The sequence below is a fragment of the Variovorax sp. KBW07 genome, assembly GCF_003852515.1.
Classification (GTDB): Bacteria; Pseudomonadota; Gammaproteobacteria; order Burkholderiales; family Burkholderiaceae_C; genus Variovorax.
In genome coordinates this window covers 35310-45613 of sequence record NZ_QAJK01000124.1, presented here as the reverse complement: position 1 = coordinate 45613, position 10304 = coordinate 35310, and the positions used below count along the sequence as shown (strand labels likewise).

Sequence of the window (10304 nt, the reverse complement as noted above, 5' to 3'; positions counted from 1 at the left end):
TCCCCGCAGCGAAATAAAGGAGGAGCGAAGCGGGGGACATTCGCGGAGGGGAGCACCCGGTGTCATTCGCACAAACCAAGAATGACCCCGAACCCGACAACCGAAGAAAGACTAAGCAGCCGCCTCAAGCCCGTTCTTGAAGTGCTCACGCATGCGCGCCATGGCCGCAGCCGCGTCGCGCGTCTCGATCGCGGCCATCACCAGGCGATGTTCCGCCAGCGATTCGCCAATGCGGCCTGCCTTCAGCAGCGAGTTGTGACGGTTCAGCTTCATCACCTTGCGCAAGTCGGCCACCATCTGGTCACGCCACTTGTTGTCCGCAATCGCCAGCAGCCGCATGTGAAAGCGCTCGTTGATCGCGAAGAAGTGTTCGCGGTCTTCCTTGCCCGGGGCCGCCGCCGCTTCCAGCTCCGCGTGCAGTGCCTTCAGTTCCGCGCGCTGGGCCTCCGTCGCGCGCTCCGCCACCACGCCGGCGGCGTCGCTCTCCAGCAGCGACAGCAGGTGGTACACGTCGGCCAGGTCCTGCTCCGACACCTCCGTCACGTAGGCGCCGCGGCGTACCTTCATCGTCACCAGGCCTTCGGCCGCCAGCACCTTCAACGCTTCGCGCAGGGGCGTGCGGCTGATGCCGTATTCCTCGGCCAGCTTGAGTTCGTCGATCCAGCTGCCGGGCTCCAGCTCCCGGCGGAAAATCCGCTGGCGCAGCAGCTCGGCCACCTCTTCGTAGAGGGCGCGGGGGGTGAGGGTGACGGCGGACATGAGCCGGACTGTACTTCAAAAAATGCGTTTGAATTAATAATTACGGATCGGTTAGACTCGCGGCCGGCTTGCAAATCCGTGCAGGCGAATTTGCGAATATCCAGCAAGACACTGCAAAGCGGCCCCTCATGAGCAGCACACCCGAACCCACCTTCAAGCCCGCCGACCTCGAGGCCTGGGCCAAGTCCGCTGCCAAGTCAGCGCCCGGTGGCGACGTGAATGCGCTCAACTGGATCACGCCCGACGGCATCAGCGTCAAGCCGCTGTACACCGCGGCTGACCTGCAGGGCCTGAAGTACACCGACACGCTGCCCGGCTTCGAGCCCTACCTGCGCGGCCCGCAGGCCACCATGTACGCGGTGCGCCCCTGGACCATCCGCCAGTACGCGGGCTTTTCGACGGCTGAAGAATCGAACGCCTTCTACCGCAAGGCGCTGGCCGCCGGCGGGCAGGGCGTGAGCGTGGCTTTCGACCTGGCCACCCACCGCGGCTACGACAGCGACCATCCGCGTGTGACCGGCGACGTCGGCAAGGCCGGCGTGGCCATCGATTCGGTCGAGGACATGAAGATCCTGTTCGACCAGATCCCGCTGGACAAGGTCTCGGTGTCGATGACGATGAACGGCGCCGTGCTGCCGGTGCTGGCGGGCTACGTGGTCGCGGCCGAAGAGCAGGGCGTGTCCAAGGACCAACTGAGCGGAACCATCCAGAACGACATCCTCAAGGAGTTCATGGTCCGCAACACCTACATTTTTCCGCCGGCGCCGAGCATGCGGATCATCGGCGACATCATCGAGTACACGGCGCAGCACATGCCGAAGTTCAACTCGATCTCGATCAGCGGCTATCACATGCAGGAGGCCGGCGCCAACCAGGCGCTGGAGCTGGCGTTCACGCTGGCCGACGGCAAGGAGTACGTGAAGACCGCGCTGGCCAAGGGCCTGGACGTCGACGGCTTTGCCGGGCGCCTGAGCTTCTTCTGGGCCATCGGCATGAACTTCTATCTTGAAGTGGCCAAGATGCGCGCGGCGCGCCTCCTGTGGTGCCGCATCATGAAGGAGTTCAACCCCAAGAACCCCAAGAGCCTGATGCTGCGCACGCACTGCCAGACCTCGGGCTGGTCGCTCACCGAGCAAGACCCGTACAACAACATCGTGCGCACCACCATCGAGGCCATGGCCGCGGTGTTCGGCGGCACCCAGTCGCTGCACACCAACGCGCTCGACGAAGCCATCGCGCTGCCCACCGAGTTCAGCTCGCGCATTGCGCGCAACACGCAGCTCATCATCCAGGAAGAGACGCACATCACCAACGTGGTCGACCCCTGGGCCGGCAGCTACATGATGGAGAAGCTCACGCAGGACATGGCCGATGCGGCCTGGGCCATCATCGAAGAAGTCGAGGCCATGGGCGGCATGACCAAGGCGGTCGACAGCGGCTGGGCCAAGCTGAAGATCGAAGCCGCCGCCGCCGAGAAGCAGGCGCGCATCGACTCGGGCAAGGACGTGATCGTCGGCGTCAACAAGTACAAGCTGAAGAACGAAGACGCGATCGACAGCCTGTCCATCGACAACGTGATGGTGCGCGACCAGCAGGTGGCGCGGCTGCAGGCCATTCGCGCCTCGCGCGACGGTGCCAAGGTGCAGGCCGCGCTCGATGCGCTGACCGACGCCGCCGAGAACAACAGCGGCAACCTGCTGGCACTGAGCATCGACGCGGTGCGCCTGCGCGCCACGGTGGGCGAGATTTCCGATGCGCTCGAAAAATCGTTCGGCCGCCATCGCGCCGACACGCAGAAGGTGACCGGTGTGTACGCAGCGGCCTACGACTCGGCCGAAGGCTGGGAAGCGCTCAAGACCGAGATCAACGCCTTTGCCGAAGAGCAGGGCCGTCGTCCGCGCGTGATGATCTCCAAGCTCGGGCAGGACGGACACGACCGTGGCGCCAAGGTGGTTGCGACCGCGTTCGCCGACCTGGGCTTCGACGTTGACATGGGCCCGCTGTTCCAGACGCCCGAAGAATGTGCGCGGCAGGCGATTGAAAACGACGTGCATGCCGTCGGCGTGAGCACCCTCGCGGCCGGCCACAAGACGCTTGTGCCCGCGATCATCAACGAGCTGAAGAAGCAGGGCGCGGACGACATCATCGTGTTCGTCGGCGGCGTGATTCCGCGGCAGGACTACGACTTCCTGTACGAAGCCGGCGTGAAGGGCATCTACGGACCGGGCACGCCTATTCCGGCCAGTGCCAAGGACGTGCTGGAGCAGATTCGCGCGGCGGTTGCGGCCTGAAGAAAAGCATCGACGTGAGCGATCTCTTGTCGCGGCTGTCGCTGCAGCCGGTGGACTCCGGCGATTTCGAGGACATGCTGGCCGTGCGCATCGATGCGATGCGTCCGAGCCTGGAGCGCGTCGGCCGCTTCGACCTCACGCGTTCGCGCGAGCGGCTGTCGGCCGGCTTCGTGGTGCCGTTCATGCACCACATCGTGCTCGACGGCGAGCAGCGCGTCGGCTTCGTCACGCTCAAGCCCGAGGACGCGGATGCGCTGCGCCTGGACCACCTGTACCTGCGCACCGGCTTCCAGGGGCGCGGCATCGGCGAATGGGTGATGCACTGGGCCAAGGCGCAGGCGCGCGAAAAGAACCTCGACATCAAGCTCACGGCGCTGGTGCAGAGCGATGCCAACCGCTTCTACCTGCGCCACGGCTTCGTGCTTGAAGGCGAAGAGGGCGTGGACCTGCACTACCGCTGGCGTGTGGCGTCGGAGGCGTCGGCAGCGTCGGAGTTGGCGAGCCGATGAAGACCGTGCAAGCCATCGAAAGCGCGGTCGTCGATGCGCCCGGCATGGCGCAGCGCCGCGCGATTGCCAAGGCGATCACGCTGCTCGAATCGACCCGCACCGACCATCGCGCGCAGGCCGACGAGTTGCTGACGGCACTGCTGCCGCGCACCGGCCAGTCGTTTCGCCTCGGCATCTCGGGCGTGCCGGGTGTGGGCAAATCGACCTTCATCGAAACGCTGGGGCTGCTGCTGATCGACAAGGGGCACCGCGTGGCGGTGCTGACCATCGACCCGTCATCGACCGTGTCGGGCGGCTCCATTCTTGGCGACAAGACGCGCATGGAACGCCTTTCGGTGCACGAGCGCGCCTACATCCGGCCCAGCCCGTCGAGCGGCACGCTCGGCGGCGTGGCCGAGAAGACGCGCGAAGCCATGCTGGTGTGCGAGGCCGCCGGCTACGACATCGTCATCGTCGAGACCGTGGGCGTGGGCCAGAGCGAAACAGCCGTGGCTGGCATGACCGACATGTTCGTGCTGATGCAGCTGCCCAACGCGGGCGACGACCTGCAGGCGATCAAGAAGGGCGTGATGGAGCTGGCCGACCTCGTGGTCATCAACAAGGCCGACATCGACAAGGACGCCGCGACGCGCGCACAGGCACAGATCACTTCGGCGCTGCGCCTGTTCGGGCACCAGGGCAACCCGGACCACGCGCATGCGGTGCACGACGCGCACAGCGGCGCCGAGGTGCGCTTCTGGCTGCCCAAGGTGCTGCAGCTGAGCGCGCTGGCGGGCACCGGCGTCGACGCCTTCTGGGACGCCGTCATGCAGTTCAGGCAACTGCAGACTGCCAACGGCAAGCTCGCAAAGCGCCGCGAGAAGCAGGCGACCGCGTGGATGTGGGAACGCATCGACGCCGGCCTGAAGCAGGCCTTCAGGCATCACGCGCAAGTGCGCGAGCTGCTGCCGCAGCTCACCCAGCAGGTGGCGCAAGGCGCGCTGCCGGCATCCACCGCGGCGCGCCAGCTGCTCGCGGCGGCGGCCATTACCGCCAGGCCGTGAGGCCCCCGAAAAACACACACAAGACATTGCAATTCAGGACCACAGCTTCGGAACCACACCATGCAAGAACTGATTGAAGAACTCGAAAAGCGTCGCGCCCAGGCGCGCCTCGGTGGCGGGCAGAAGCGCATCGATGCGCAGCATGCCAAGGGCAAGCTCACGGCGCGCGAGCGCATCGAGCTGCTGCTCGACGACAACACCTTCGAAGAGTGGGACATGTTCGTCGAGCACCGCTCGGTCGATTTCGGCATGGCCGAGCAGAAGATCCCCGGCGACGGCGTGGTCACCGGCTACGGAATGATCAATGGCCGCCTGGTGTTCGTGTTCAGCCAGGACTTCACCGTCTTCGGCGGCGCGCTCAGCGAAGCGCACGCCGAGAAGATCTGCAAGGTGATGGACCAGGCCATGAAGGTCGGCGCACCCGTCATCGGCTTGAACGATTCGGGCGGCGCCCGCATCCAGGAAGGCGTGGCCTCGCTCGGCGGTTACGCCGACGTGTTCCAGCGCAACGTGATGGCCTCGGGCGTGGTGCCGCAGATCAGCATGGTCATGGGCCCCTGCGCGGGCGGCGCGGTGTATTCGCCCGCCATGACCGACTTCATCTTCATGGTGAAGGACAGCAGCTACATGTTCGTCACCGGCCCCGACGTGGTGAAGACCGTGACGCACGAAAGCGTCACGGCCGAAGAGCTGGGCGGCGCCATCACCCACACCACGCGCAGCGGCGTGGCCGACATGGCGTTCGAGAACGACGTCGAGGCGCTGATGATGCTGCGCCGCCTGTACAACTACCTGCCGCTGAACAACCGCGAGAAGCCGCCGGTGCGGCTGGGCAACAACGGCCAGGGCGACCCGGCCGACCGGCCCGACTATTCGCTCGACACGCTGGTGCCCGACAACCCGAACAAGCCCTACGACATCAAGGAACTGATCCTGAAGGTGGTGGACGACGGCGACTTCTTCGAGCTGCAGCCCGACTACGCGAAGAACATCGTGATCGGCTTTGCGCGCATGGAAGGCCAGACCATCGGCATCGTGGCCAACCAGCCACTGGTGCTGGCGGGTTGCCTGGACATCAAGAGCAGCATCAAGGCCGCGCGCTTCGTGCGCTTCTGCGATGCGTTCAACATTCCGGTCGTGACCTTCGTCGACGTGCCCGGCTTCATGCCCGGCACCGGCCAGGAGTACGGCGGCATCATCAAGCACGGCGCCAAGCTGCTCTACGCGTATGCGGAGTGCACGGTGCCGAAGATCACCGTCATCACGCGCAAGGCCTACGGCGGTGCGTACGACGTGATGGCTTCCAAGCACCTGCGCGGCGACGTCAACCTGGCCTGGCCACGCGCAGAGATCGCGGTGATGGGCGCGAAGGGCGCGGTGGAAATCATCTTTCGCGAAGACAAGAACGATCCCGAAAAGCTGGCCGCGCGCGAAGCCGAATACAAGGCTCGCTTTGCCAACCCGTACGTGGCAAGCGCTCGCGGCTACATCGACGACGTGATCCTGCCGCACGAGACGCGCAAGCGCATCTGCCGCTCGCTGGTGATGCTGCGCGAGAAGAAGCTCGAGAACCCGTGGCGCAAGCACGGAAACATTCCGCTGTGAACGGCACGGAGAAGAAGAACATGTTCAAGAAAATCCTGATTGCGAACCGCGGCGAGATCGCCTGCCGTGTCATTCAAACGGCCAAGAAGATGGGCATCCTTACCGTCGCCGTCTACTCCGACGCCGACAAGGAAGCACGCCACGTCGAGTTGGCCGACGAGGCCGTGCACATCGGCGCGGCGCCCAGCCGCGAGAGCTACCTGCAGGCCGACCGCATCATCGCGGCCTGCAAGAAGACCGGCGCCGAGGCGGTGCACCCGGGCTACGGCTTCCTGTCGGAGAACGAAGCCTTCGCGCGCAAGGTCGAGGAAGAGGGCATTGCCTTCATCGGGCCGAAGCACTATTCGATCGCGGCGATGGGCGACAAGATCGCTTCGAAGAAGCTCGCGAACGAAGCCAAGGTCAACACCATTCCGGGCTGGAACGACGCCATCGAGACGGCCGAGCGCGCGGTCGAGATTGCCAAGGACATCGGCTACCCGGTGATGATCAAGGCTTCGGCCGGCGGCGGCGGCAAGGGCTTGCGCGTGGCCTTCAACGACAAGGAAGCCTTCGAGGGCTTCACCTCGTGCCGCAACGAGGCGCGCAACAGCTTCGGCGACGACCGCGTGTTCATCGAGAAATTCGTCGAGGAGCCGCGCCACATCGAGATCCAGGTGCTGGGCGATTCGCACGGCAACGTCATCTACCTGAACGAGCGCGAATGCTCGATCCAGCGGCGCCACCAGAAGGTGATCGAAGAGGCGCCGTCGCCCTTCATTACCGACGCCACGCGCAAGGCGATGGGCGAGCAGGCGGTGCAACTGGCCAAGGCCGTGAACTACCAGAGCGCGGGCACGGTGGAGTTCGTGGTCGGCAAGGACCAGAGCTTTTACTTCCTGGAAATGAACACGCGCCTGCAGGTGGAGCACCCGGTGACGGAGTGCATCACGGGGCTCGACCTGGTCGAGCTGATGATCCGCGTGGCGGCCGGCGAGAAGCTGTCGCTGACGCAGGCCGAGGTCAAGCGCGATGGCTGGGCCATCGAGTGCCGCATCAACGCGGAAGACCCGTTCCGCAGCTTCCTGCCGTCGACCGGCCGGCTGGTGAAGTTCCAGCCTCCGGCCGAGACGATGTTCGCGAGCGACACGAAGCACCTGCAAGGCGTGCGCGTGGACACGGGCGTGTACGACGGCGGCGAGATCCCGATGTACTACGACTCGATGATCGCCAAGCTCATCGTGCATGGCAAGGACCGCCAGCATGCGATTGCCCGCATGCGCGAGGCGCTCAACGGCTTCGTGATCCGCGGCATCAGCAGCAACATCCCGTTCCAGGCGGCGCTGCTGGCGCACCCGAAATTCGTGGCGGGCGACTTCAACACCGGCTTCATTGCCGAGCACTACGGCAAGGGCTTCCACGCGGAAGACGTGCCGCACTCCGACCCGTCGTTCCTCATCGCGCTCGCCGCGTATGTGCACCGCCGTTATCGGGCGCGCGCCTCGGGCATCAGCGGGCAGCTCGAAGGCCACGGCGTGAAGGTGGGCGAGCAGTTCGTGGTGGTGGAGCTGGGGCCGGAAGGCAAGCACGTGCACCACCCGGTGTCGGTGTCCGACTTCCATGGCAAGACCGGCGCGAGCGCGGTGGCCGTGGGCGACAAGAGCTACAAGATCGACAGCAGCTTTGCGCTGGGCGCGATCCGGGTGCAGGGCATCGTCAACGACAAGCCCTTCACGGCGCAGGTGGAGCGTGGCGCGGGCAAGAACCCGCTGGCGCTGCGCGTGTCGCACGACGGCACGCAGATCGAGACGATGGTGCTGTCGCCGCTGGGCGCGCGCCTGCTGGAGCTGATGCCCTACAAGGCGCCGCCAGACCTGAGCAAGTTCCTGATGTCGCCGATGCCGGGCCTGCTGGTCGAGGTGTCGGTGCAGCCGGGGCAGCAGGTGCAGGCTGGAGAGAAGCTGGCCGTGATCGAGGCCATGAAGATGGAAAACGTGCTGTTCGCCACGCAGGACGGCGTGGTCGGCAAGATCTCGGCGGGCAAGGGCGAATCGCTCGCGGTCGATCAAATCATTCTGGAGTTCAACTGATGGGTGCCAACGACCTGCAACAAGCGATCACGCTGCATCGCCCCACGAAACTCGCGGCGCCGCAAGGCCCGTGGACGATCGAGGCCATCCAGGCGCTGCTCGACAAGCCGCTGATGGACCTGCTGTTCGAGGCGCAGACGGTGCACCGCCAGCACTTCCCCGAAGGCGACATCGAGCTGGCCACGCTGCTGTCGGTCAAGACCGGCGGCTGCCCCGAGAACTGCGGCTACTGCCCGCAGTCGGCCGAGTTCGACACTGGCGTGAAAGCGCAGAAGCTGATGGAGGTCGACGAGGTGGTGCGTGCCGCGCAGGCCGCCAAGGACGCCGGCGCCACGCGCTTCTGCATGGGCGCCGCATGGCGCGCGCCGAAGGACCGCGACGTCGAGAAGGTGGCCGTGCTGGTCGAGGCCGTGAAGGGCCTTGGCATGCAGACCTGCGCCACGCTGGGCATGCTGGAGCCGCACCACGCGCACCAACTGAAGGCCGCGGGCCTGGACTACTACAACCACAACCTGGACACGGCGCCCGAGTACTACACCGACGTGGTCGACACGCGCACCTACCAGGACCGCCTGGACACGCTGGCCCACGTGCGCAGCGCCGGCATCAGCGTGTGCTGCGGCGGCATCGTGGGCATGGGCGAGGCGCCGGTGCATCGCGCGGGGCTGATCGCGCAACTGGCCAACCTGAACCCGTACCCGGAGTCGGTGCCGATCAACAGCCTGGTGCGCGTGCCGGGCACGCCGCTGGCCGATTCGGAACCGGTCGATCCGTTCGACTTCGTGCGCATGATCGCGGTCGCGCGCATCACCATGCCGACGGCGCGCGTGCGGCTGTCGGCCGGTCGCCAGCAGATGGGCGATGCGGTGCAGGCGCTGTGCTTCATGGCGGGCGCCAATTCGATCTTCTACGGCGACAAGCTGCTGGTCACGGGCAACCCCGACGTGGAGGCCGACGTGCAGTTGCTGCGCAAGCTGGGCCTGCAGTCGCGCCGCACCACGACCACCGAAAAAGTCGAGGTCTGCGCATGACGGGCACGGTCTCCGCGCGCCCGTTCAAGGTGCTGGGCATCCAGCAGATCGCCATCGGCGGACCCGACAAGCTGCGGCTGCAGAAGCTGTGGGTCGACATGCTGGGGCTCGAAGTCACGGGCACCTTCAAGAGCGAGCGCGAGAACGTCGACGAAGACATCTGCTCGATGGGCAGCGGGCCGTTCAAGGTCGAGGTCGACCTGATGCAGCCACTCGACCCCGAGAAGAAGCCCGCGGTGCACACGACGCCGCTGAACCACGTGGGCCTGTGGATCGACGACCTGCCCAAGGCCGTGGAATGGCTCACGGCGCAGGGCGTTCGCTTTGCGCCGGGGGGCATCCGCAAAGGCGCGGCCGGTTTCGACATCTGCTTTCTGCACCCGAAGGCGAATGAAGAATTTCCGATCGCGGGCGAGGGCGTGCTGATCGAGATGGTGCAGGCGCCACCCGAGGTGGTGACGGCCTTCAACGCGCTCGCGGCAACTGCTACGCGTTGAGCACTTTTCGAATCGGCGGTTTCACGTCGGCGCGCTGAGGCGGCAGCATCGGCAGATGTTCGCGCGCCGGGTTCAGGATGATCGAGGTCGCGGTCTCCGTGAGGATGCAGAACTTGGTGACCACCGCGTCGAGGTGGCTCACGTCGATCACCGCGATCTCCAGGATCCAGCTGTCCTCGCCGGTCACGTTGTAGGCATTGATGCATTCGGGCGTTTCCTGCACCAGCGCGACCACGCGGTCGTAGTCGGCGCGGCCGACGCGGATGATCGCGCGGATGCCGTAGCCCAGCCGCGTGAGGTTGACTGTGGCGCGGTAGCCGCTGATGACGCCCGCGGCTTCGAGCTTCTTCACGCGCTCCGTTACGGCCGGCTGGCTCAGGTGCACGCGGCGGCCGAGTTCGGCCATGGTGAGGCGCGCATCGGCCTGGAGTTCGGCCAGGATGCGGGTGTCGTGGGCGTCCAGCGTGGGGTTCAAGGCGAAGTCCATGTAACTCCTTTAA

The 10304-nt window shown here is 65.8% G+C and carries 9 protein-coding genes; 7 read left to right on the top strand and 2 right to left on the bottom strand.

The annotated features are described in order from the left end of the window. Positions 1–111 precede the first annotated feature (111 nt). Positions 112–759: a GntR family transcriptional regulator gene (locus DBV14_RS23625; RefSeq protein ID WP_124462659.1), complete on the bottom strand. Its 648-nt coding sequence runs from the start codon at positions 757–759 to the stop codon at positions 112–114. A 128-nt stretch (positions 760–887) separates the two neighbouring features. On the opposite strand from DBV14_RS23625, the gene scpA reads away from it, so the two are divergent. From scpA to DBV14_RS23590, 7 genes are read left to right on the top strand one after another with little or no spacing between them, the layout of a single operon-like run. Further along, a complete protein-coding gene (gene scpA / locus DBV14_RS23620) occupies positions 888–3050 on the top strand; it encodes a methylmalonyl-CoA mutase (RefSeq protein WP_124462656.1) in 2163 nt (720 codons plus the stop codon). 14 nt (positions 3051–3064) lie between these two features. After that, positions 3065–3559 carry a GNAT family N-acetyltransferase gene (locus DBV14_RS23615; protein ID WP_124462654.1) on the top strand — a complete coding sequence of 165 codons (495 nt, stop codon included), beginning with the start codon at positions 3065–3067 and terminating at the stop codon, positions 3557–3559. Next, complete coding sequence (meaB, locus tag DBV14_RS23610; protein WP_124462652.1) at positions 3556–4602, top strand: methylmalonyl Co-A mutase-associated GTPase MeaB; 1047 nt, start codon at positions 3556–3558, stop codon at positions 4600–4602. Before DBV14_RS23615 ends, meaB begins: the two co-directional genes overlap by 4 nt. A gap of 60 nt (positions 4603–4662) precedes the next feature. After that, positions 4663–6207, top strand: coding sequence for an acyl-CoA carboxylase subunit beta (locus DBV14_RS23605; protein ID WP_124462650.1), 1545 nt, complete (start codon positions 4663–4665; stop codon positions 6205–6207). Between the two features lie 20 nt (positions 6208–6227). Continuing rightward, on the top strand, positions 6228–8276 hold the full coding sequence (gene accC / locus DBV14_RS23600; protein ID WP_124462648.1) for an acetyl-CoA carboxylase biotin carboxylase subunit: 2049 nt from the start codon (positions 6228–6230) through the stop codon (positions 8274–8276). Next, positions 8276–9307, top strand: coding sequence for a biotin synthase BioB (gene bioB / locus DBV14_RS23595; RefSeq protein ID WP_124462646.1), 1032 nt, complete (start codon positions 8276–8278; stop codon positions 9305–9307). The genes accC and bioB overlap by 1 nt, the downstream gene beginning before the upstream one ends. After that, positions 9304–9804, top strand: coding sequence for a VOC family protein (locus tag DBV14_RS23590; RefSeq protein ID WP_124462644.1), 501 nt, complete (start codon positions 9304–9306; stop codon positions 9802–9804). The genes bioB and DBV14_RS23590 overlap by 4 nt, the downstream gene beginning before the upstream one ends. Here DBV14_RS23590 and DBV14_RS23585 read toward each other — a convergent pair. Next, a complete protein-coding gene (locus tag DBV14_RS23585; protein ID WP_124462642.1) occupies positions 9794–10291 on the bottom strand; it encodes an Lrp/AsnC family transcriptional regulator in 498 nt (165 codons plus the stop codon). The genes DBV14_RS23590 and DBV14_RS23585 overlap by 11 nt on opposite strands. Between the last annotated feature and the right edge of the window lie 13 nt (positions 10292–10304).

Coding starts and splice junctions, on each gene's coding strand:
- accC (WP_124462648.1), top strand. CDS start 6,228: ATGTTCAAGAAAATCCTGATTGCGAACCGCGGCGAGATCGCCTGCCGT.
- scpA (WP_124462656.1), top strand. CDS start 888: ATGAGCAGCACACCCGAACCCACCTTCAAGCCCGCCGACCTCGAGGCC.
- DBV14_RS23590 (WP_124462644.1), top strand. CDS start 9,304: ATGACGGGCACGGTCTCCGCGCGCCCGTTCAAGGTGCTGGGCATCCAG.
- DBV14_RS23625 (WP_124462659.1), bottom strand. CDS start 759: ATGTCCGCCGTCACCCTCACCCCCCGCGCCCTCTACGAAGAGGTGGCC.
- bioB (WP_124462646.1), top strand. CDS start 8,276: ATGGGTGCCAACGACCTGCAACAAGCGATCACGCTGCATCGCCCCACG.
- DBV14_RS23605 (WP_124462650.1), top strand. CDS start 4,663: ATGCAAGAACTGATTGAAGAACTCGAAAAGCGTCGCGCCCAGGCGCGC.
- DBV14_RS23585 (WP_124462642.1), bottom strand. CDS start 10,291: ATGGACTTCGCCTTGAACCCCACGCTGGACGCCCACGACACCCGCATC.
- meaB (WP_124462652.1), top strand. CDS start 3,556: ATGAAGACCGTGCAAGCCATCGAAAGCGCGGTCGTCGATGCGCCCGGC.